The following is a 21861-nucleotide window of genomic DNA, read 5'->3' as shown; positions in this document are numbered from 1 at the left end:
CGAGGAAGAGATTACACGTTCCGCGCCCAGAGGTGAAATCCGTATCCCGGACCGAAGACCGCAGGTCGGCGAGGTGCACGGACGGACGATCCAAGGCCGGGCGTTCGATCGGCCCGCGCGCCGTGCGCCCCGAGCCGATACGACTATTGCCCGCCTCCCGGCGCCCCGCCCCCGTGCGCCATAGGCTCGACGCTCATTGGCCGGGGCACCGGCCGATCCCCCCACGGGCCCACTGGCCAGCGCGAGAAGGAGCCGGCGATGGACAGCGCAGCCGCCGACGGGTCGCACTCGGGGCCCGGCCCGGCGGCCAACCCGCTCGGGCACGGCCCGGTCCTCCTGCTCACCGGGGCCCGGCTGGCCGACGGGCGCGTGGTGGACGTACGGGTCAGCGGCGACCGGATCCAGGCGGTCGGCACCGTCGGCAGCCTCGGGCCGCTGCCCGCCCTGCCCGGCGCCCCCACCGTCACCACCGGCGCCCGGATCGACCTCAAGGGCTACCTGCTGCTCCCGGCCCCCGCCGAGGCGCACGCCCACTACGACTGCGCCTTCTCCGCCGCCCTGCCCGCCCCGCCGCCGGACACCCCCGCCGACCTCACCCGCCGGGTCACCGAGGCCGCGCTCACCTCGCTCGGCTACGGCGCCACCGCCCAGCGCACCCACGTCCGGATCGGCGACGTGCACGGGCTGCGCCAGCTGGAGGCGGTGCTCACCGCCCGCCAGGCGCTGCGGGGCCTGGCCGAGCTCCAGGCGGTGGCGATGCCCCGGCTGCTCACCGGCCGGGCCGGCGCGGACGGGCGCGCCCAGCTGCGCGAGGCCCTCAAGCTGGGCGCCACGGCGGCCGGCGGCTGCCCGGAGCTGGACCCGGACCCGGCCGGGTACGTACAGCTGCTGCTGGAGGCCGCCCGGGAGGCGGACTGCCCGGTGGACCTGCACACCACCGCCGCCGACGCGCCCCAACTCGCCCGGCTGGTCGGCGCCCTGGCGCCGCTGCGGCCGCGGGTGACGCTCGGGCCGTGCGGGGCGCTGGCCCGCGGCGGGGCCACCGTGCTGGCGACCGGCGGGGTGCGGGTGGTCTGGCTGCCGCAGAACGGCGGCTGCACCGGGCTGGAGGGCCGTCTGTCCGGCCTCCGTCCGGGCCTGGTACGGGAGTTGACCGCGGCCCGGGTGCCGCTGGCGGCGGGCAGCGGCGCCCTGCGGGACCCGTCCAACCCGGTCGGCCGGGCCGATCCGCTGGAGGCCGCCTACCTGCTCGCGGCGAGCGGGGAGCTGGACCCGGACGCGGCGTACGACGCGGTGGCGAACCAGGCCCGGGCGGCACTCGGGCTGCCACCGGTCCGGGTGGACGCCGGGTTCCCGGCGGAGCTGCTGGCGGTGCGCGGGGACTCCCTGGCCGGGGCGCTCGCGGGCGGGCACAGCCGGCTGGTGGTGCACAGCGGCCGGGTGGTCAGCCGGACCAGCGCGGTCCGGGAGTTCGCGGACACCGTGGCGCTGGCGCTGCCCCGGCAGTCCGGCGGCGCGGACTGCTGAGCGCGCGGAGCGCCGGGGAGGACCAGCCGGGGAGGACCAGCTGGGGAGAACCAGCCGGGGAAAGCCAAGGGGCGCGCGACCTGAGTCGCGCGCCCCTCCCCCACTACTGGCCGCCCATGGCCGGCGGCTGGAGCGGCTCCGGACTTCCCCCACGGAGCGGGAACCGCTCGTTCCGGCACTGACACTACGGCCCCGGAACACCGCCCCCGACCGGCCTTGACGCTCCCCTGTCGCCCACCGACCGGCTCTTGACGGCTCGTTGACGCCCCCCGACAGGTACCCGGCCCTACGGCGCGTACCGGCACCTACGGCACGTACCGGTAGCCGATCCCCGGCTCGGTGATCAGGTGCCGCGGCCGGGCCGGGTCGCGCTCCAACTTGCGACGCAGCCCGGCGAGGTAGACCCGCAGGTAGTTGCCGCGCGCCTCCTGGGCCGGTCCCCACACCTCGCGCAGGATCTGCCGCCCGGGCACCAGCCGGCCGGGGTTGGCGAGCAGCAGGCTGAGGATCCGCCACTCGGTCGGGGTGAGCCGCACCGGGCCGCCCGGCCCGACCACCGTGGTGGCCGCGAGGTCGACGGTGTGGTCGCCGATCACCGGACGGCCCGGCGGCACCGCGCCCAGCGGCCGGCGCAGCACCGCCCTTAACCGGGCCAGCAGTTCGTCCATCAGGAACGGCTTGGTGAGGTAGTCGTCGGCGCCCGCGTCCAGGGCGCCGATCTTGTCGGCGGCGTCGGAGCGGCCGGAGAGCACGATGATCGGCGCCGCGCTGTGGGTGCGCAGTCCGCGCAGCACGTCCATGCCGTCGAGGTCGGGCAGGCCGAGGTCGAGCAGGACGGCGTCCGGGGCGGAGTGCGCGGCCCGGTCGAGCGCCTCGCTGCCGCTGGCGGCGGTGCGGACGGCGTACTGCCGGGCGCTGAGGTTGATCCGCAGGGTGCGCAGCAGGGCCGGCTCGTCGTCGACGACGAGGATCTCGCAGTTCTCGATGGTGTGCTCACTCATGGTGCGGTGGCTCCTCCCCGGGGGCGCGGTGCTCGGTGGCGGCGGGCTCGTTGGCGGGCTCGGTGGCGGCGGGCTCGGTGGCAGCCGGCTCGGTGACGGCGGGCTCGGGCTCGGGCTCGGGCGCGGGCTCAGGCTCGGGCTCGGCAGCGGGCAGGGTCAGCAGCATCGTGGTGCCGCCCCCGGGGGTGTCCTCCACCTCCAGGCTGCCGCCCATGGCCTCGGCGAGGCCGCGGGAGAGGGCCAGGCCGAGGCCGACCCCGGTGGTGTTGTCGGTGTCGCCGAGGCGCTGGAAGGGCAGGAAGACCCGGTCGCGGTCCGCGGGGGCGATGCCGGGGCCGCGGTCGATCACCCGGATCTCGACCTGGTCGGCGTGGTGGCTGGCGGTGACCAGGACGGGCGCGCCGGGGGCGTTGTAGCGCAGCGCGTTGGTGATCACGTTGGCGAGCACCCGCTCCAGCAGCGGCGGGTCGGCGAGCACCGGCGGGGCGGTGTCCAGGTCGAGCGGCTGGACCGGCGCGTACGGGTCCGGGAGGCTGTCGAGCGCCCGGGGCAGGATCTCGTCCAGGTGGGTCTCGGTGAGGTGCAGGGTGAGCGCGCCGGCCTGGAGGCGGCTCATGTCGAGCAGGTTGTCCACCAGCCGGGTGAGCTTGACCAGCGATTCGTCGGCGGTTTCGAGGAGTTCGGTCTGGTCCTCGGGCGAGAACTCGACGTCGGGGCTGAGCAGCGAGCCGACCGAGGCGCGGGCGGCGGCCAGCGGGGTGCGCAGGTCGTGGCTGACGGCGGCGAGCAGCGCGGTGCGCATCCGGTCGGCGGCCTTGATCGGTTCGACCTCGGCGGCGACCACGGCCAGCCGGTCGCGCTCCAGCGCGGCGCCGACGTGGGCGGCGAAGGCGGTGAGCACCCGCTGGTCGGCGGCGGGCAGCCGGCGGCCGGTGAGGACCAGGACGGCGTCGACGCCGACCGGGACCTCGGTGGTCTCGTGCTGCACCCCCTCGTCGTCCGGGTGCTCGGCCTCGCTGTGGGCGAGCACCTCGCGGTCGGAGCGGGAGAGCAGCGTGACGGTCTGCATGCCGAAGGCCGTCCGGGACTTCTCCAGCAGGGCGGGCAGCGCGTCGGCGCCGCGCAGCACGCTGCCGGCCAGGGTGGAGAGGGTCTCGGCCTCGGCGGTGGCCCGGGCGGCCCGGGTGGTGAGCCGGCCGGCGTGGTCGACCACGGTGGAGACGGCGAGCGCGATGGCGGCGAACACCACCAGGGCGACGATGTTGTTGGTCTCGCCGATGGTCAGGCTGTGGACCGGCGGGATGAAGTAGTAGTTCAGCAGCACCGAGGCGATGAACGCGGCCAGCAGGGCGGACATCGCGCCGCCGAGCAGGGCGACGATGACCACGCCGAGCTGGAAGATCAGCGCGTCGGTGGTGAGGTTGATGGTGGCGTGCGCCTGGGAGAGCACCGCGGTGAGCAGCCAGGGGATGACGAGGCCGGCCAGGTAGCCGGCGATGGTGCGGCGCCGGGAGTGGCGCCGGCCCAGCGAGGGCAGCCGGCCGCGGCCGGTGAACTCGTGGGTGACCATGTGGACGTCGATGTCCTCGGAGGCGTCCACGGTGGTCTCGCCGATGCCGGGGCCGGTGAGGAAGCGGTTGATCCGGCCGCGGCGGCTGGTGCCGAGCACCAGCTGGGTCGCGTCGTGGGCGCGGGCGAAGGCCAGCAGCGCGGTGGGGATGTCGTCGCCGACCACCACGTGGTAGCTGCCGCCGAGGGTCTCGACCAGCTGCCGCTGCTGGGCGAGCGCGCCGGAGGAGGCGCCGGCCAGGCCGTCGCTGCGGGTGACGTGCACGGCCAGCAGGTCGCCGCCGGCGGTGCGGTCGGCGATCCGGGCGGCCCTTCTGATCAGGGTCTCGCCCTCCGGGCCGCCGGTGAGGGCGACCACCACCCGCTCGCGGGTCTCCCAGACCCGGTCGATGTTGTGGCTGGCCCGGTAGTCGCGCAGCCCCTCGTCCACCCGCCCGGCCACCCAGAGCAGGGCGAGCTCGCGCAGGGCGGTGAGGTTGCCGACCCGGAAGTAGTTGGAGAGCGCGGCGTCCACCTTCTCCGCCTTGTAGACGTTGCCATGGGCCATGCGCCGGCGCAGCGCCTGCGGCGCCATGTCGACGAGTTCGAGCTGGTCGGCCCGGCGGACCACCTCGTCCGGGACGGTCTCGCGCTGCGGGATGCCGGTGATCTTCTGGACGACGTCGTTCAGCGATTCCAGGTGCTGGATGTTGACGGTCGTGATGACGTCGATCCCGGCGGCGAGCAGGTCCTCGACGTCCTGCCAGCGCTTGGCGTGGCGGCCGCCGGGGATGTTGGTGTGCGCCAGCTCGTCGACCAGGACGACGGACGGGCGGCGGGCGAGCACCCCTTCGAGGTCCATCTCCTCGAACTCGGCGTCGCGGTACGAGCGGTGGACCCGCGGCAGGACCTCCAGGCCGTCGGTCATGGCCTCGGTGTGCCGGCGGCCGTGGCACTCGATGTACCCGACCACGACATCGGCCCCGCGCTCCTGTCTGCGCCGGGCCTCGTCCAGCATCCGGTACGTCTTGCCGACCCCCGGGGCGGAGCCGAGGTACACCCTCAGCCGACCGGTGCGGATGCCGGAGCCGGGGGTGAGGTCGCGGGCCATGGGCACTGCTTCTTTCCATCAGGAGGTGGCGGCTGGGCGGTACGCGTCTGCGGATACGGGGCGGCCGACCCGGGCGCGGGGAGCATCCTCCCGCGCCCGGGCCGGCCCGGTCATCCTGGTATGTCGTCCGGTGTCACTGTCCGATCACTTCTGCTCGGTCACGTCGACTCGGCCACATCGGCTCAGTCACTTCGACTCGGTCACTTCGACTCGGTCACTTCGCTTCGCTGACGGCCTTGTTGAGCAGGACGACGTTGACGCCCTCCTGCCCGAGGAAGCCGAGCGAGCGGCCCTCGGTGTAGGTGTCGACCAGCTTGGCGACCGTCTCCACCGGGAGCTTGCGCTCCTTGGCGACCCGGTTGACCTGCTCCTTGGCGTAGGCCACCGAGATGTGCGGGTCGAGGCCGGAGCCGGAGGCGGTCAGCGCGTCCACCGGGACGCTCGCCGGGTCGACGCCGTCGAACTCGGCGACGGACTTGCGGCGGTCGTTGACGGCCTTCAGCAGGTCGTCGCTGTTCGGACCGAGGTTGCTGGCACCGGAGTTGTCACCGGCGTAGCTGTTGGCGGAGGGGCGGGGCTGGAACCACTTCGGGTCCGGCTGGGCCACCTCCTCCTTGTCGTCCGGGTTCTTCTTGGGCAGGTTGTAGTTCTGGCCGAGCAGGCTGGAACCGATCACCTTCCCGTCGGACTTCACCAGCGAGCCGTTGGCCTTGTCGCTGAACGCGACCTGGCTGATCCCGGTGACCAGCAGCGGGTAGGCGACTCCGAGGATCACCGTGAGCACGAGCAGCACGCGCAGCGCGGTCCAGTGGGTACGGACGGTCGTCGGCAGGGGCTTGGACATGATGTTTTCTCCTTCCCTGCGTCAGCTGAGGCCGGGGATGAACTGGACGATCAGGTCGATCAGCTTGATGCCGACGAACGGCACCACCAGACCGCCGAAGCCGTAGATCCCGATGTTGCGGCGCAGCAGCGAACTGGCGTCGGACGGGCGGTACTTCACACCCCGCAGGGCGAGCGGGATCAGGCCGATGATGACCAGGGCGTTGAAGATGATCGCCGAGGTGATCGCGGACTGCGGGCTGTGCAGGCCCATGATGTTGAGGTGGCTCAGGCCCGGGTAGACCCCGGCGAACATCGCGGGGATGATCGCGAAGTACTTGGCCACGTCGTTGGCGATCGAGAAGGTGGTCAGCGCACCGCGGGTGATCAGCAGCTGCTTGCCGATCTCCACGATCTCGATCAGCTTGGTCGGGTTGGAGTCCAGGTCGACCATGTTGCCGGCCTCCTTGGCCGCCATGGTCCCGGTGTTCATCGCGACGCCGACGTCGGCCTGGGCGAGCGCGGGGGCGTCGTTGGTGCCGTCGCCGGTCATCGCGACCAGCTTGCCGCCCTCCTGCTCCTTCTTGATCAGGGCCATCTTGTCCTCGGGCGTGGCCTCGGCGAGGAAGTCGTCCACGCCGGCCTCCTCCGCGATCGCCTTGGCGGTCAGCGGGTTGTCGCCCGTGATCATGATGGTCTTGATGCCCATCCGGCGGAGCTCGTCGAAGCGCTCCCGCATGCCCTCCTTGACCACGTCCTTGAGGTGGATGACACCCAGGACGCGGGCGGGCTTGCTGCCGACCTTGGTGGCCACCACCAGCGGGGTGCCACCGGCCGCGGAGATGCCGTCGACCAGGGTGGCGACCTCGTCGCCGACCGAACCGCCGTTCTCCGTCACCCAGTTGGAGACCGAGCCGGCCGCGCCCTTGCGGACCTGGTGGACGCCGTCGGCCTCGTCCAGGTCCACACCCGACATGCGGGTCTGGGCGGTGAACGGGACCCACGTGGCGTGCGTCAGCTCGCCCTGGGCGCGGGCCCGCAGACCGTACTCGGTCTTGGCCAGGACCACGATCGAGCGGCCCTCGGGGGTCTCGTCCGCGAGGGAGGAGAGCTGGGCGGCGCTGGCCAGTTCGTCGGTGCTCACGCCCGGGGCGGGCAGGAACTCGGCGGCCTGGCGGTTGCCCAGGGTGATGGTGCCGGTCTTGTCGAGCAGCAGGGTGTTGACGTCGCCGGCGGCCTCGACGGCACGGCCGGACATCGCCAGCACGTTGCGCTGGACCAGGCGGTCCATGCCCGCGATGCCGATCGCGGAGAGCAGCGCGCCGATGGTGGTCGGGATGAGCGCCACGATCAGGGCGACCAGGACGATCATCGACTGCGGGGCGCCCGCGAAGGTGGCCATCGGCTGGAGGGTGACGACCGCGACCAGGAAGACGATGGTCAGCGAGGCCAGCAGGATGTTGAGCGCGATCTCGTTCGGCGTCTTCTGCCGGGCGGCGCCCTCGACCAGGGCGATCATCCGGTCGATGAAGGACTTGCCGGGCTCCGAGGCGATCTTCACCACGATCCGGTCGGACAGCACCTTGGTGCCGCCGGTCACCGCGGAGCGGTCGCCGCCGGACTCGCGGATGACCGGCGCGGACTCACCGGTGATCGCCGACTCGTCGACGGACGCGACGCCCTCGACCACGTCGCCGTCACCGGGGATGACCTGCCCGGCCTCGACCACCACGTGGTCACCGAGCTGGAGCGCGGTGCCGGGCACCTCCTCCTCGTCCTGGGTGGCGGGCCAGTTGGTGAGCCGGCGGGCGACGCTCTCGGTCTTGGTCTTGCGCAGGGTGTCGGCCTGGGCCTTGCCGCGGCCCTCGGCGACGGCCTCCGCCAGGTTGGCGAAGATCGTGGTGAGCCAGAGCCAGACGGTGATCGCCCAGGCGAACACGGACGGGCTGGCGATCGCGGAGACGGTGGTGACCACCGAGCCCACCTCGACCACGAACATCACCGGGTTCTTGACCATCACCCGGGGGTCGAGCTTCTTCACCGCGTCCGGCAGGGACGCGAGGATCAGCTTCGGGTCGAGGAGGCCGCTCTGCACTCTGTGCGGCGCGGCGGGCTCGGCCTTGTCGTCGGCCGGTGCGGGGTTGAGCGTAGGGGTGGACATCAGGAGAGACCTTCCGCGAGCGGCCCGAGGGCCAGGGCCGGGAAGTAGGTGAGGCCGACGACGATCAGGATCACGCCCGACAGGAGGCCCACGAACAGCGGCTTGTGGGTGGGCAGGGTGCCCGGAGTGGCCGGAACCGGCTGCTGCTGGGCGAGCGAGCCCGCCAGCGCCAGGACGAAGACGATCGGCAGGAAGCGGCCGAAGACCATCGCCAGACCGAGCGCGGTGTCGTACCAGTCGGTGTTGACGGTGATGCCGGCGAACGCCGAACCGTTGTTGTTGGCGGCCGAGGTGAAGGCGTACAGCACCTCGGAGAAGCCGTGGGCACCCGAGTTGAGCATCCCGGCCCGCTCACCCGGCAGGGCCATCGCCACACCGGTGCCGACCAGCACGAGGGTCGGGGTGGTGAGGATGTACAGCGAGGCGAACTTCATCTCGCGGCCGCCGAGCTTCTTGCCCAGGTACTCGGGGGTGCGGCCGACCATCAGACCGGCGACGAACACCGCCACGACGGCGAGGATCAGCATGCCGTACAGGCCGGAGCCCACACCGCCGGGCGCGATCTCGCCCAGCATCATGTTGAAGATCGTCAGACCGCCGCCGAACGGCGTGTACGAGTCGTGGAACGAGTTCACCGCACCGGTCGAGGTCAGCGTGGTCGACGTGGCGAACAAGGCGCTGGCCGCGATCCCGAAGCGCTGCTCCTTGCCCTCCATCGCGCTGCCCGCGGCCTGCAGGGCGGTGCCGTGGTGCTGCGACTCGGCGAAGGTCATCAGGGCGGTCGAGGCCACCCAGAACAGACCCATCACCGCGACGATCGCGTAGCCCTGGCGGTTGTCGCCCACCATCCGGCCGAAGGTCCGCGGCAGGGCGAACGGGACCAGCAGGATGAGGAAGATCTCCAGCCAGTTGGTGAAACCGGTCGAGTTCTCGAACGGGTGCGAGGAGTTCGCGTTGAAGAAGCCGCCACCGTTGGTGCCGAGCTCCTTGATGACCTCCTGGGAGGCCACCGGGCCACCCGGGATCTTCTGGATCTCACCGGTGAGGGTGTGCGCCTCGGTGAAGCCGTGGAAGTTCTGGATCAGGCCGTTGGCGGCCAGGACCAGGGCGAAGACGAACGCCAGCGGCAGCAGCAGCCGCAGGTTGATCCGGACCAGGTCCACCCAGAAGTTGCCGACCCGGTCGGTCTTGTTGCGCGTGAAGCCCCGGATCAGCGCGGCGACGACGGCGATGCCGACGGCCGCGGAGACGAAGTTCTGCACCGCCAGGCCCGCCATCTGCACCAGGTGGCCCATCGCGGACTCGCCGCTGTAGGACTGCCAGTTGGTGTTGGTGACGAAGGAGATCGCGGTGTTCCAGGCCTGGTGGCCCTCCATCTGCGGAACGCCCAGGTTCAGCAGCAGGTAGCCCTGGAGCCGGATCAGGCCGTAGAGGAAGAGCACCGAGACGGCCGAGAAGGCCAGCACCGAGCGCAGGTACACCGACCAACGCTGATCGGCGTCACCGTCGACGCCGATCACCTTGTAGATGCCGCGCTCGACTCTGAGGTGCTTGGGGGTGGTGAGGAGCTTGGCGATGTAGTCGCCGAGGGGGCGGTAGCACAGGGCCAGCGCGCCGACGAGGGCGAGGGCCTGCAACCAGCCCGCGAGAGTGGATCCCATGTCAGAACTTCTCCGGGAAGATCAGCGCCACGACGAGGTAGCCGACGAGAGCGACGGCCACGACCAGACCTGCGATGTTCTCGGCACTCACAGCTTCTCCACCCCCCGCGCGATCAGGGCGATGACGGCGAACACGGCGACCGTGACACCGACGTAGATGAGATCGGACATGGGCTCCACCAGCGTGGTTCGGAAGATGCCGCAGGCGGGCCGGAAGGCCACGCTCGGCACCGGCGGACGACCGGCAGACGAAGCAAACCAGCCGTCTAAGGCGCGTTAGGGAGCCCTGACGCCCTCCATACGGGTGATAGCGGTCCGTTGACGCGACCTTGACGTCCGCTTCACCGGGCCGAGACCGGCGTGATCGGGCCGAGACCTGGGGCGCGTCGGGCGGGGGCGCGTCGAGGACCGGCCCCGGACGCGATTCGGGCCCCGGTGCGACACGGCGTCGCACCGGGGCCCGTCCGTCTCCCCTACCGGGGCCCGTCCGTCACCCTCTACCGGCTCTACCGGGGCAGCCGGGTCACATCCGCATCCGCAGCCGGCAGACCACCGCGTCGGTGTGCCGGCGCAGGGCGCGGTCGATCACCGCGCCGCGCCGGTTCTGCAGCGCGCGCTGCCACCAGTGGGCGGGCTCGACCTCGGGGATCAGCACGGTGAGCCGGTCGTAGGCGTGCTCCTCGCCCAGCCGGTTGACGAAGTCGGCGATCGGCTGGCCGAGCCGCCGGTGGTCCTCCGGGATCTCCAGCAGCGGCACCCCGGGCTGCCACAGCTCCCAGTCCCGGCGCAGCGCCTCGGCGTCGGCCGGGTCGTGCACCACGGTGACCGCGAACACCTCGTCGCCCAGCGAGAGCGCCGCCGACAGGCCGTCCCGGGTGAGCCGGGTGATCGCCGTCACCGGGACCACCACCAGGCTGCGCTGGCGGGTCACCGCGCCCGGCACCCGGCCGAGCTCCAGCCGCTCGCCGATCCGCCCGTAGCTGCGGTGGATCGCCTCGAACAGCACCACCAGCAGCGGCAGGGCCACCACGATGCCCCAGGCGCCCTCGGTGAACTTGGTGCCGGTCACCACGACGGTCGCGACGCCGGTCAGCACCGCGCCGAAGCCGTTCAGCGCGGCCTTCCGCCGCCAGCCGGCCGGACGGTTCCGGTACCAGTGCCGGACCATGCCGACCTGGCAGATGGTGAAGCCGACGAACACGCCGATCGAGAACAGCGGCACCAGGTCGTTGACGTCGCCGCCGGAACCGACCAGCAGCGCGGCCGACACCACGGCCAGGAACAGCACGCCGTACCGGTACACCTGGCGGTCGGCGCGCAGCGCGAAGACGTGCGGGAGGTGGTTGTCCCGGGCGAGCAGGTCCATCAGCACCGGCAGGCCGCCGAAGGAGGTGTTGGCGGCGAGGCCGAGCAGGACGACGGTGGCGAACTGGACGACGAAGAAGCCGACGCCGTGGCCGAGCGAGGCGTCGGCGAGCTGGGCGAGCACGGTGACGCCGTCGACCGGCTGGAGGTGGAAGCGGCCGATCAGCACGGCCAGGCCGATCAGCATCACGCCGAGCAGGGCGCCCAGCGCGACCTCGGTGTGCTGGGCCCGCTTCACCCGCGGGGTCCGGAAGGAGGGGACGGCGTTGGCCACCGCCTCGACGCCGGTCAGCGCCGAACAGCCGGCCGCGAAGGCCTTGAGCAGCAGCAGCGCGCCGACCGCGGTGGCGTTCTCGGCGAGCACCGAGGCGTGGCCGGCGGCGGCCGCGGTGCTGGCGGGGGCGTCCCGGAACAGGCCGACCACGATGATCGCCAGAATGGAGAGGACGAAGACGGCCGTCGGCACCATGAACCAGCGCGCCGACTCGGCGATGCCGCGCAGGTTGACGGCGGTCACCAGGGCCAGCACGCCCAGGCAGAGCCAGACCCGGTCGTCGTACAGGCTCGGTACGGCGGAGGTCAGCGCGGCCACTCCGGCGGTCACCGAGACCGCGACGTTCAGGATGTAGTCGATCACCAGCGAGGCGGCGGCGGTCAGCGCCGTCCGGCGGCCCAGGTGGGCCTTGGCCACCGCGTAGGAGCCGCCGCCGTCCGGGAAGGCCGCGATCACCTGCCGGTAGGAGGCGACCAGCACCGCGAGCAGGACGGCGATCGCCACCGTGACCGGCACCGTGAAGCCCAGCCCGTACGCGCCGGCCGCGGCCAGCACCAGCACGATCGACTCCGGGCCGTAGGCCACCGAGGCCATCGCGTCCAGCGACAGCGCGGCCAGTCCGCCGAGCGCGCTGAGCCGGTGCCGCTCGTCGCCCGCACCGGTATCGGGCGGTTCGTCGGCCGTCACGGCCGGGGTGGAGATGGCGCTGGACATCGGACGGACCTCCGCAGTCGGTAGTTGCTCCGAATCCTGCGGTTCGCGCGCCCGGGAGGCGCCCGTCCCCTACGCGTTCCTGACGCCGCCACCAGTGCCCTTGACGCGGTCTTGACGCCGCCGCCGTACGGCACGAAGGGGGCTTGGCGGGGGTGGGGTGAGCCGTTGTCCCGGCGGGCGCCGGTTGGGAAGACGATCAGCTCGGTCGAAGGACTCCCACCCCCGACGCCCCACTCTGCTGCCTCCCAAAGGTAATTGCAAGCAATGCGCAACAAGCCCCGCCCTCGGCCCCGCCGCCCGGGCAAACGAAACAGCCCCCGATCCGCGTTTCCGCAGATCGGGGGCTGATCTCTATCCTGTGGCTGGTGCAGGGTTCGAACCTGCGTAGCTTGCGCGACAGATTTACAGGCCGCTGACCAGAGGCGCTCTGACCTGCGGACTCTTGCTCCCGGCCCGGATCTGGTCCGCCACTGGTCCGGATCATGATCCCGGAACCCCTGACCAACCCACCCCCGCGAGCACCCCAAGGGCCGGGCTCGGGCAGCGGAGACGCTGCCCGAGCCTGGCCCTTCTGTGTTTCCGATCACTCTCCGCCGGTCGGGTTGCCGACGCCGAGATCGAGCCGGGCCTGCGAGTGGTAGGCGTTGAGCAACCCGATCAGGACGGCACCGTCGGGCACGCCGGCGTGCCCGCGGGCCGCGATCTCGGCCTCCCACAGCGCGGCGTTCACCGCCTTCGCCGCCTCCACCGCGGCCGGACTCGCGAGCAGAACGAGCGTCTCGAAGAGCGCCGACCGCCGAATCTCCGCCTGCTCCATCGTGGCCAAGAACTCCGCCCGCGACGTCGACCCCGCCTCGGCGTCGACGGCCCGCTTGGCCACCGCCACGATCTCCTTCACGCAGGTCGCGTACTGCACGTAGGTGTCGAGCTTCCTCTCGTCCCACCGCGCGGCCATCAGCCGCCGGTGCTTGGTCCGCTCCGCCCACCCGGTGGCCACGAACGAGGTGAGCGCCCCCAGCAGGACACCCACCAGCGTGACGATCTGAGTAATCACCGCCCAGAACCTACAGAGGTCACCCGCCCTGCAGAAGGGCGCCCGCCCTCGCGGCGAGCTCGCTGAGGGGGCGTCCCCGTTACGGCCAGCGCCCGGGTCGCACCGGCACCTCGCAGGTCACCATCCCGCTGTTCGATCGCTTGCCGACTCCAGCACTATCCCCTGGATGACCTGCACCATCACAGCCGTGTGTGGAATCCAGAAAGTCGCGACCTATCCAAGACATGTTGGCGTAGCATGCGATGCAGCCCGAGGTGGTGCTTTGAATAGACTGGCCGGAGAGGGGAATTATTCATGGCGGGACTCTCACGAGCATCGGTGAAACTTTGGACCTCCATGAAGTCGTTTGCGCCGTCGAGGATGGTTCAAAAGATCTCATTCGATAAGGATGCAAAATTTCCCGGCTCCTCCGTAGACCTAACCCCGCTAACAATTGTCTGCGGGCCGCACGGGTCTGGAAAAAGCACCCTCCTCAGCTACATCGCAGAGGCTCTACAGAGAGGGGCAATGCACGAGGATCACCCTCCCTTCGTAGGAGCGAGAAGATATCCTGGGCCCAAAACTCTCGCCGGAGTCTGCACTCTTGATCTAAATATCGACGGAGAGCACAAGGTCGTCGTCAGCGACTTGGGGGAAAGTGTCAGGCGCGACGACTCATGGCCGGACTTGGACCTGTATCCGATTGTCTACACACCCCTAGCAACCCCAGCCGATATTCACATGTTCTTCCAGGATTTGATTCCCGATTTCACAGAGCGCCAGGAGGGCAAGGAAATAACCCAAAAGCGGGCCGACCTGGATGCACTCCGCGAGATTTTGGGCGCCTCGTACGATGAGGTCATTTATATTCCCGTTCGCGCGGACAAGTACGGGCCTATCGAGCCTTACGTAAGGGCGCGCTCGGGAAGCAATTGGATTAGCTCTTATGATATGAGCTATGGCGAGCTCTATGTTCACAAGCTGCGCTGGGAGATGCAGTACGCCCGGGACTCTGTCTTCGTTATTGATGAACCTGAGGCTCACATCTCTCCGCGTGGACAAGCCGCCCTGATGGACGAGATTGCAAGACTTGCCAGAGCGCACGACACCCAAGTGATCATCGCTACCCATTCTCCAGACTTTATTCAGCGGGTTCCGGTGGAGTGGGTTCGCGCCTGCGTTCGATCTCCATCCGGATCTCTCATTTTTAAGCCAAACAACCTCTCTGACATTAGGGAGGTTTTGGGCGCCGAATCTCGCGTATCGGGACTTCTGCTCGTTGAAGATGAAGTCGCCGCCGCGACACTTCGAATGATCCTCACCGCGACGTCATTCCCGCGCATGAGCGAGCTTGAGATCGTCCCATCGGGAGCTTGGCAAGACCTAGTAATGGCAGAATCAGCACTGTCTAACGCGAAGCGCTTGCGAGTTGTAGCTATCCTTGACGGCGACCAGCGAAGTAATCCAAGAGTTGCAAATCGCCTAAGCTTCTTGCCAGGCGAAGAGGCGCCGGAGAAAGTTTTTATCGGCTATGCAATCGGCAAGCCAAGTGAGCTAGCAGATCGTCTTGGGTGCACCACCGAAAGCGTCAATATTGCGACTGCCGAGGTGATGGGACTCGAACATCACCTATGGCTTCGATCGATTTCGCGACGCCTAGGCCGAGAGTGGTCGCACTGCCTGAGAGTGGCATTTGAGATGTGGAACTCCGACCCCTTGAATTCTGGAAAGGCTGCCGATCTGAGTCGGGAAATTGCCCACAAGGTGTTTGGTTGACGTCGAACCGGTTTCCTATTCGGAGTGAGCGACCAGCGCGTCGGCGATGAGTTCCATGGATCTCACGACCACCACGGCCCCGGCAGCGGCCAGCTTCGCATCCTTCCCTGGCTTATTGGCGTAGCCGATCGTAAGGACGCTGGCCGCCTCCCCAGCCTCGACATCGCGGGCCGCGTCGCCGATGAAAATGCACTGCCCTGGCGCGGTACCCGCAGCCTCCATCGCTTCGAGCAAGAGGCGCGGGTTCGGCTTCATGGACGAGGGGTCGCCTGGGGCACGCCCGAAGACGCCGGCCACGTAGTCGCTGAGACCGTGCCCGGTGAGGTATGCCTCGATGGCCGTGCCCGCGTTGTTGCTGACCACGGAGACCAGGCGGCCGGAGCGGGCACACGCGTGGAGAACCGATTCTCCGCCCGGGGTCGGGCGGGCGACCCGGACGGCTTCGGTCTCCAGCGCGGCCAGCACGGCGTCCGTGCTCGCCGTGAGATCGGGCCGGGCATCCGCGACCAGGCGGAGCAGGGCGAGCGGGTCGTTCTCCTCCTCCGCCCCGACCGGGGCCTGCTCGCCCGAGGCGAGCAGGCCCTCACGGAGTCGCCGAGCGACCTCCGGAGCGGGAAGACCGGCGAAGACCGAGCAAACCGGGCCGTCGAAGTCGAGGAGCACGTGCTTCACCGGCCGCAGGACGTCGGCGAGTTGCTGAGGGGTGGCGGTCATGGCTGCCGCTCGTACGCGATCGTGCTCCACACGCTGTCGAACCACATCTGGGCCTGCTGGACGTACTGCGATCCGAGCGAGGCATCGTCCGGGCCGGCGGCGTGGTGAAACAGGGTGGTGTCCTTGCCGGTCACGTCGTAGAAGGTGTGGGCCGTGTCGTCGATCGACACGGTGCGCTCGCGGAGCGGGTAGAAGCCGAAGAACGCCTCCGACCGGTTCAGGATGTACAGCTTGAACAGGCTGGACGCCCGGTGCACCTTGACCTGGACGCTCGCCTTCTGGACCAGGCCCAGCTCGGCCAGCATCTCCACCGAGTGCGCGATCCCGCCCGCGTTCGTCAGCGCGATGTGCCGAGCGCGCTCCCGGAGGGCGACCTCGTCCTGGAGCCCGTCGACCAGCACCGGCACGGCCATCGGCGCCGTCGTGTCCGGCAGCAGCAGCCGGACGGTGATGGACTCCGGCGCCAGCCGGCCGGAGCGGACCTTGTCGAGCGGCTCCTGCAGCGCGTTGTGCAGCGTCTCGCTGGAGAACCCGGCGAAATCGAGGGTCACCTGCTGCTGCTCGAAGGCTGCTTCGAGGTGAGGCCGCAGCCCGACCGGCCGAGAGGTGCGCTCCCGCACGAACGAGCCGCTCCCCTGTCGGGTCACGATCAGTCCCTCGGTGCGGAGCAGGTCGAGCGCCTTGTCCACCGTGCCGCGCGCCACGCCGAAGTGCTTCGCCAGCTCGGGGCCTGAGGGGAGCTTGTCGCCGGTCTCGAAGCCCGGCTTCTTCGTAAGGATCGAGGCCCGCAGAGAGCTGCCGACCTGCTGATACGGGGGGCGAGAGTCATCCGGGTCTAGGGCCATACGCCAATGCTAGGGGAGGTGCCCAACAGGCGCGAGAAACCCAACTCTCTTGACCTGCCTAAGCAGGTTGTCTATGTTGTGCGTGTCGCACCAAGTGAGACAGAGGCGACACAGAGGGGCCTTCTTTGGGCTGCTCTGAGCTGCACAAACGCGCCCAGAGGGGTGGGGTGACAGCCCCCCGAAGGCAGCGCTCGTTCCTTCACAACTCCATAGGTCCCGCCGAGAACCCCGCGAAGGGAGGTGTCTGGGGAGAGGCGGTGGCAGACCAGGCGGACGGCCCGCAGCGGGCCCCTGCGGGGGCGAGGGTGCGAATCCCTCCCCGTCCACGTGCAGCACGCCGTGCATCCCACGCTGGCCGCTGCCTTCCTTGGGCCCGTGGATTGGGCCGCCGCGCATTCCTTGGCCGGGCGCGCGGCGGCCCTGGGCCCACAAACCCACGAGAGAGGTAGGCCCGTGAAGTCGATTGTTGCAGGTCAACACGCCAAGGACTCCAAGGAGTTCGCGGAGCTGGCGTTGGGCGTGGACGAGGAGCTGTTCGCCGGCGTGGTCGGCGAGTCGGCGATCGAGCGCCAGGCCCGGTTGGACGTGGCGTACGCGGTGGTGGCGGACCTGCGCCGGGAGGACCCGGAGCTGGCCGCCTTCGCCGAGCAGCAGATGAAGATGGCGCCGGTGCCGCTGCGGTGCCGGGCGATCGTCCGTCGTACCGCCAGCCTGGAGCTGGCGGCCGCGTGAGCGGGCTGGGTGGCTACCGCGCCGAGCGGCGGGCCGACCGCCAGGCCGACCGCGCCGACGCCCGAGCGGACCGCCGGGACGAGCGCGAGCAGAACCGGCTGGACGCCGAAGCGGCCCGCCAGCGGCGGGAGGCCGACCAGCGCGCCGCCGAGGAGACCCGTGGCCGGCGCCGGGCGGCGCGGGCCGAGCGGCTCGGCCGGGTGACCGGGTGGGTGACGGCCAACCCGGCGCGGGCGTTCGTCCGCTTCGTGCAGGCCTGCTCGATCGTGCCGGCTCTGGTGTCCCAGGTTGCCGCGCTCGACGGCGCGCAGGTGCACCTCTTGCTCGCGGTGCTGCTGGCCGCGATGCTGGAGGGCGGCGCATGGGCGCTGGTCGCCATGGGCGCCCAGGCCGAGGGTGAGCGCTCCACCCGCACCTACCGCCTCGGCGCGTGGGCGGCCGGCCTGGTCGCCGGGGGCATCAACTTCGCCCACGGTTGGCAGCAGTACCCCGCGCACCACTGGGTCGCGTTCGTGCTGGCCCTGTCCAGCATCGGCGCCGTCTGGCTGACCGACCTCCAGACCCACGGCGGCCGCGGCCCGACCACTGCCGAGAAGAAGCAGGCGAAGGAGAAGGCCGAGCACACCCGCCGTCGCTCCGAGCACCACCCGCAGGTCCGGGAGGTCGCCGACCGCCTGCTGTCCGCCGCGCCGTTCGGCGCGCTGCCGGCCGACGAGGCGTGGCGGATCGCGTGGGAGTACGTCCACGGCGTCACTGTCCCCGGCCTGACCGCCGATCTGCTCGCCCGCAGGCTCAACGCCCGCGCCCGGGTGGCGGAACTGAGCGTTCTCCCGGCGCCCGCCGATCTGTGGCCGGGAATGCCCGACGACCCGTTCCCCGCCCTCACCCTCCCACTGCCCTCCGGGCCATCCGACGGCGTCTACCTCGACACCGTGCCCGACGAGTCGCGGAACGCTTCCCCGATCACGATCGAAAGGCTGGAAGCCCTTTACGGAACGGGGTCGTACGCACCCGCACCCGATTCCGAGGCTCCCAAGGCGGACCGCCCGGACGAGGCCGCCGGGAACGCCTCCGCGGCTGCCGGGGAACGCCCCCTCGACCCGACCGACATCGCTCGGGTCCGCGTCCTGGCCGACAACCTCGCCGCGCGCGGCGAGGACCTCAGCACCAAGAAGGTCCGCGACGCCCTCAGCTGCCGCAACGACTACGCCGTGCGCCTGCGCCGCCACGTCGACACCGAGCGCAACAACCCGCCGGCCGCCGCCTGAGCGTCCGCCGCGAGGACATCTCCCCCTCCCCCAGATCCGCCCCACCACGCGCACACCGAGGGCAGTGTCATGATCCTGATCAGTACCGCACCCCCCATCCCCCCGATCACCCCCGAAGACCGCACCCGGGCCGCCGCCGGCGCCGACCGCGTGCTGACCGTCCAGGTCGGCAAGTCGGGCGGTGCCCGGTGAACACCATCCGCAACGTGCCCGGTCTCGGCATCGCCCGCCTCGACCACGGCGGCCTCGCCTACCGCCTCGCCGAGCCGCTGACGATCGACGAGGTCGCCAGCCTGCCCCGCGAGGCCTGGTGCCACCGCCTGACGGTCACCGACGCCTGCGTCGACGGCCGATACGCCGCCGAGTTCCACGCGATCTGCGAGCTGGACGGCGAGCCGTTCGTCCTCGTCGGCCGGATCGGGGAGGGCACCTGATGCGCGGCTTCGGCAAGAAGCAGCCCGCCCAGCCCGCGCAGTCCCGCCAGCAGCGCAGGGCGAAGGCCGTCCGCGAGGCGGACCACGCCGGGCACGCCGCCATGGACGCCAAGACCCGCCGCACCACGGCCCTGGAGGCCAACCCCGTCCGCGCCTGGTGGCGCTCCTCCTGACCCGCCGTCCGGGGCCCGGTCCCAGCCGGGCCCCCTTCTCTCCCGAGAGGAGACAGCCGTGATCTACCTGCTCTACCTGCTGCTGATCCTGGTCGACGTCGGGCTCGCCGTGTGGGGTCTCTGCGAGTTGGCCCGCCGGGGGTGGCTGCGGTGACGATCCCCCCGCCCCCGACCCAGCCGCCGACCGTCGGCGTGCCCGACGCCGAACCCGAGCCCGTTGCCGAGTGGTGGCGCAAGAGCGGTCCGTGGAACCAGCGCACCGCTCCCGAACCCGAGGCCGAGCCCGTCGACCTCCGCAAAGCCGCCCTCGGCGACGCCGGCGAGGACCAGGCCGACGAGGACCCGGTCGACGAGGTCGGCCCCGCCGACCCGCAGCAGCTCGTCCCGCCGCCCGCCCCCGCCTACGACATGGACAGCCTGGTGAACCGCCTGGGCCTGCTGATCAGCGAGACGCCGGAAGAGCGGGCCGAGCGGATCCGCAACGAGCGCGAGGACTGGTACCAGCGGCAGGGGGAGACCCCCGAGCAGCGCAAGGCCCGGCACCGGTCCGAACGGCTGGCCCAGCGCCACAAGGCCTCCGTGCTGTGGCGCCAGCCCCAGTCCGAGCGCGCCCGCCGCTTCCGCCGCTGGTGCATCCTCACCACCGCCTCCGCCGTGGTCGGCTTCAACGTCGGCGCTGTCCAGCTGGCCGCCCACCTGCCCCTCACCGTCGCCGCGTTCGCCGCGGCCGGCGCCTGGGTCCTCGACCTGCGCATGCGCAGGTGGGGCCACGTCCGGGTGTCCGAGGTCCGAGGCCCCGGCGCCCTCACCGTCCTGGTCCTCGTCAGGGTGCCGCTCGCCTCCGCCCTGGTCGGCGCCCTCGGCCTGGCTCCGCTGATCACCCTGCTCTCCAGCTCCCACCACTGACCGTCAGGAGATCACCATGGACACCCAGCTGCTCGGTTCGTTCGGCTCCGGCGGCCTCTGCCTGGCCATCGCCGTGTGGATCATCCTCGGCAGCCGCAAGGCCGAGAAGCAGGGCAAGCTCGCCAAGAAGCACAAGGACGAGCACACCGCCTGGCTCATGATCGTCTTCGGTATCTTCGCCGCCGGCGCCGGGCAGGCGTTCAGCGCACCGGGCACGGTCGGCGACGCCCTCACCCACGCCTTCACCTCACAGAGCCAGGCGTTCGGCAACGTCGGCGCCGGGGCGGTCGCCGCGATCCTGACCCTCGCCCTGTTCGGCACCAAGCCCGGCCCGTGGAAGGACAGCATCCTGGGCGCCACCGTGCCGTCCGTCTACGCCGCCGCCGGCGGAATCTGGGCCCTGCCGCTCACCGTGATCGGCTCGGTCCTCAAGGGCCTGGTCGGTGCCTGATGAAGCTGCACCGCTACCTCGAAGGCGTGTCGATGACCGCGTTCGGCCTGGGCAACAGGCTGATCATCCGGGCCGTCCGGCCCCGCGTCGAGAAGGTCTCGATCACCCGCCAGCAGGTCGGGGGAGCGCTCGCCCTCGGGCTCTTCCTCTCCCCCGTCCTGGCCCGGCCCGTCGCCCGGTACGCGCCGACCACGGTCACCGTCCTCCTCGTCCTGTGGGTGGTCGTGGCGGTCGTGGTCGGCAACACCGAAGCCGCCGCCGAGCTGGCGGAGGCCGACCAGACCGCGAAGGAGAAGGCCGCCAAGGTCAAAGCCGGGGGCCAGGAAGAAGCCTCCGCCGAGGCCGGGCCGGACGACCCCGACGACCAGGACGACGAGCTCCAGGACGCCCCTGCCGAGGCCGATCTGTACGCCCTCGTACGGCACGTCGCCGCGATGTCCGACCAGGGCACCGCCGCACACCTCTCCCAGGTCCTGGAGGAGGGCCAGGCGAGGGGCCTCTTCGGCGGCTGGAAAGTCCCCGACCTGAGGGGCCACCTGGAGGGCCTGGGGGTGGGTCTGGTGGAGGGCAAGAAGCTCACCTTCAACGGGCGCCAGCGCAACCGCCTCGCGGTGCTGCTGGATGCCCTCCCGGAGGCCGCTCCGGGCACCGTCCCGGCGGTTGCCCAGAAGGCTGCCTGACCCCGCTCCCCCAGCCCCTCCCGCCCCCCTCTCTCGGGCGGCGGTAGGGCGGTAGGAACCGCAGGTCAGCGCACACCTACCGCCCTCCCTACCACTCCCCTACCTACCGCCCTACCCCCTCCGATCGGCACCCGCCGGGAGGGGAAGTCGATCACCAGAAGGAGACCTCCATGGACCAGGACCTGGCCGCCGCCCTCGCCGCGGATGTCGCCGCTGAGGACGCCGGCATGCACCCCGACGACCGCCGCACCTGCTGCACCCACCAGTGCTGGGCCGAGGACTGCACCGACCGCTCGATGCACACCAACCCCAGCGTCTTCAGCTGAATCACTGCCCTCCCCGGGGCCTGTCCCCTCAACAGCCCGACGGACCCGGTCACATGACGGCGGTCCCGTCGGGCTGCCCAGCGAAAGGCTTCACCGTGGACGACGACTACGACGAGTTCGACGCCGCCGACTGGGCGCCGGGCGAGTGCGACCACTGCACCGGCGGCGAGCCCATCGAAACGCCGCTCGGACTCATCTACTGCGCCTGCCAGATCGGACAGGGCGCCGCCCCCGAGGACTGCCTCTGCGGCCCCGAGGACGACTGACCGACACAGCACGAAGCCCCGCAGCAACCGTCGACCTTGCCGGGTAACGGGCGGTTGCTGCGGGGCCAATCCG

At 70.9% G+C, this 21861-nt stretch carries 23 protein-coding genes; 12 read left to right on the top strand and 11 right to left on the bottom strand.

Annotation, left to right across the window (positions count from 1 at the left end):
• Positions 1 to 258 precede the first annotated feature (258 nt).
• Positions 259 to 1527: a hydrolase gene (locus tag ACFVXG_RS12865; RefSeq protein WP_387926931.1), complete on the top strand. Its 1269-nt coding sequence runs from the start codon at positions 259 to 261 to the stop codon at positions 1525 to 1527.
• Between the two features lie 305 nt (positions 1528 to 1832).
• Here ACFVXG_RS12865 and ACFVXG_RS12860 read toward each other — a convergent pair whose 3' ends face one another.
• The 9 genes from ACFVXG_RS12860 to ACFVXG_RS12820 all read right to left on the bottom strand — a co-directional run bounded on the left by ACFVXG_RS12860 (position 1833) and on the right by ACFVXG_RS12820 (position 13238).
• Positions 1833 to 2528, bottom strand: a complete 696-nt coding sequence (locus tag ACFVXG_RS12860; RefSeq protein WP_350503621.1) for a response regulator — start codon at positions 2526 to 2528, stop codon at positions 1833 to 1835.
• The gene (locus ACFVXG_RS12855) at positions 2521 to 5187 is read right to left on the bottom strand and encodes an ATP-binding protein (RefSeq protein ID WP_387926929.1); all 2667 of its coding nucleotides are present in this window, start codon (positions 5185 to 5187) and stop codon (positions 2521 to 2523) included. The genes ACFVXG_RS12860 and ACFVXG_RS12855 overlap by 8 nt, the downstream gene beginning before the upstream one ends.
• 214 nt (positions 5188 to 5401) lie before the next feature.
• Complete coding sequence (gene kdpC, locus ACFVXG_RS12850; protein WP_387926927.1) at positions 5402 to 6031, bottom strand: potassium-transporting ATPase subunit KdpC; 630 nt, start codon at positions 6029 to 6031, stop codon at positions 5402 to 5404.
• Between the two features lie 21 nt (positions 6032 to 6052).
• Positions 6053 to 8170: a potassium-transporting ATPase subunit KdpB gene (kdpB, locus tag ACFVXG_RS12845; RefSeq protein ID WP_387926925.1), complete on the bottom strand. Its 2118-nt coding sequence runs from the start codon at positions 8168 to 8170 to the stop codon at positions 6053 to 6055.
• Positions 8170 to 9831: a potassium-transporting ATPase subunit KdpA gene (gene kdpA, locus ACFVXG_RS12840; protein ID WP_387926923.1), complete on the bottom strand. Its 1662-nt coding sequence runs from the start codon at positions 9829 to 9831 to the stop codon at positions 8170 to 8172. The genes kdpB and kdpA overlap by 1 nt, the downstream gene beginning before the upstream one ends.
• 1 nt (position 9832) lies before the next feature.
• A complete protein-coding gene (gene kdpF / locus ACFVXG_RS12835) occupies positions 9833 to 9922 on the bottom strand; it encodes a K(+)-transporting ATPase subunit F (protein ID WP_045693083.1) in 90 nt (29 codons plus the stop codon).
• Positions 9919 to 10053 (bottom strand): hypothetical protein, encoded by a 135-nt coding sequence (locus ACFVXG_RS12830; RefSeq protein WP_387926921.1) that lies wholly within the window; start codon positions 10051 to 10053, stop codon positions 9919 to 9921. Before ACFVXG_RS12830 ends, kdpF begins: the two co-directional genes overlap by 4 nt.
• A gap of 301 nt (positions 10054 to 10354) precedes the next feature.
• Positions 10355 to 12184 (bottom strand): APC family permease, encoded by a 1830-nt coding sequence (locus ACFVXG_RS12825; RefSeq protein ID WP_387926920.1) that lies wholly within the window; start codon positions 12182 to 12184, stop codon positions 10355 to 10357.
• Positions 12185 to 12767: 583 nt separating this feature from the next.
• The gene (locus ACFVXG_RS12820; RefSeq protein WP_387926919.1) at positions 12768 to 13238 is read right to left on the bottom strand and encodes a hypothetical protein; all 471 of its coding nucleotides are present in this window, start codon (positions 13236 to 13238) and stop codon (positions 12768 to 12770) included.
• A 720-nt stretch (positions 13239 to 13958) separates the two neighbouring features.
• Between ACFVXG_RS12820 and ACFVXG_RS12815 the strand changes: the two genes are divergently transcribed.
• Entirely contained in the window at positions 13959 to 14993 is a 1035-nt protein-coding gene (locus ACFVXG_RS12815) for an AAA family ATPase (RefSeq protein WP_387926917.1), read from the top strand.
• Between the two features lie 15 nt (positions 14994 to 15008).
• Here ACFVXG_RS12815 and ACFVXG_RS12810 read toward each other — a convergent pair whose 3' ends face one another.
• Together ACFVXG_RS12810 and ACFVXG_RS12805 are read right to left on the bottom strand one after the other, a co-directional pair.
• Positions 15009 to 15707 (bottom strand): HAD family hydrolase, encoded by a 699-nt coding sequence (locus ACFVXG_RS12810; protein ID WP_387926916.1) that lies wholly within the window; start codon positions 15705 to 15707, stop codon positions 15009 to 15011.
• A complete protein-coding gene (locus tag ACFVXG_RS12805; protein WP_387926914.1) occupies positions 15704 to 16552 on the bottom strand; it encodes a GntR family transcriptional regulator in 849 nt (282 codons plus the stop codon). The genes ACFVXG_RS12810 and ACFVXG_RS12805 overlap by 4 nt, the downstream gene beginning before the upstream one ends.
• 453 nt (positions 16553 to 17005) lie before the next feature.
• Between ACFVXG_RS12805 and ACFVXG_RS12800 the strand changes: the two genes are divergently transcribed.
• From ACFVXG_RS12800 to ACFVXG_RS12755, 10 genes are all read left to right on the top strand, one after another.
• Positions 17006 to 17284 carry a hypothetical protein gene (locus ACFVXG_RS12800; RefSeq protein WP_387926912.1) on the top strand — a complete coding sequence of 93 codons (279 nt, stop codon included), beginning with the start codon at positions 17006 to 17008 and terminating at the stop codon, positions 17282 to 17284.
• Positions 17281 to 18552: a hypothetical protein gene (locus tag ACFVXG_RS12795; RefSeq protein WP_387926911.1), complete on the top strand. Its 1272-nt coding sequence runs from the start codon at positions 17281 to 17283 to the stop codon at positions 18550 to 18552. Before ACFVXG_RS12800 ends, ACFVXG_RS12795 begins: the two co-directional genes overlap by 4 nt.
• Before the next feature lie 69 nt (positions 18553 to 18621).
• Positions 18622 to 18744 carry a hypothetical protein gene (locus ACFVXG_RS12790; protein ID WP_387926909.1) on the top strand — a complete coding sequence of 41 codons (123 nt, stop codon included), beginning with the start codon at positions 18622 to 18624 and terminating at the stop codon, positions 18742 to 18744.
• Entirely contained in the window at positions 18741 to 18986 is a 246-nt protein-coding gene (locus ACFVXG_RS12785; protein WP_387926907.1) for a hypothetical protein, read from the top strand. Before ACFVXG_RS12790 ends, ACFVXG_RS12785 begins: the two co-directional genes overlap by 4 nt.
• Positions 18986 to 19159 carry a hypothetical protein gene (locus ACFVXG_RS12780; protein ID WP_387926906.1) on the top strand — a complete coding sequence of 58 codons (174 nt, stop codon included), beginning with the start codon at positions 18986 to 18988 and terminating at the stop codon, positions 19157 to 19159. The genes ACFVXG_RS12785 and ACFVXG_RS12780 overlap by 1 nt, the downstream gene beginning before the upstream one ends.
• A 150-nt stretch (positions 19160 to 19309) precedes the next feature.
• Positions 19310 to 20065, top strand: a complete 756-nt coding sequence (locus ACFVXG_RS12775; protein WP_387926904.1) for a hypothetical protein — start codon at positions 19310 to 19312, stop codon at positions 20063 to 20065.
• Positions 20066 to 20081: 16 nt separating this feature from the next.
• Positions 20082 to 20516: a hypothetical protein gene (locus ACFVXG_RS12770; protein WP_280675274.1), complete on the top strand. Its 435-nt coding sequence runs from the start codon at positions 20082 to 20084 to the stop codon at positions 20514 to 20516.
• A complete protein-coding gene (locus ACFVXG_RS12765; RefSeq protein ID WP_387926903.1) occupies positions 20516 to 21196 on the top strand; it encodes a hypothetical protein in 681 nt (226 codons plus the stop codon). The genes ACFVXG_RS12770 and ACFVXG_RS12765 overlap by 1 nt, the downstream gene beginning before the upstream one ends.
• Positions 21197 to 21366: 170 nt before the next feature.
• Positions 21367 to 21522: a hypothetical protein gene (locus ACFVXG_RS12760; protein WP_387926902.1), complete on the top strand. Its 156-nt coding sequence runs from the start codon at positions 21367 to 21369 to the stop codon at positions 21520 to 21522.
• Positions 21523 to 21617: 95 nt separating this feature from the next.
• Complete coding sequence (locus tag ACFVXG_RS12755) at positions 21618 to 21788, top strand: hypothetical protein (protein WP_387926901.1); 171 nt, start codon at positions 21618 to 21620, stop codon at positions 21786 to 21788.
• The last annotated feature ends 73 nt before the right edge of the window (positions 21789 to 21861 follow it).

The sequence above is a fragment of the Kitasatospora sp. NPDC058162 genome, from assembly GCF_042884005.1.
In the GTDB taxonomy this organism is placed as follows: Bacteria; Actinomycetota; Actinomycetes; order Streptomycetales; family Streptomycetaceae; genus Kitasatospora.
This window is presented reverse-complemented; position numbering and strand designations above follow the sequence as displayed.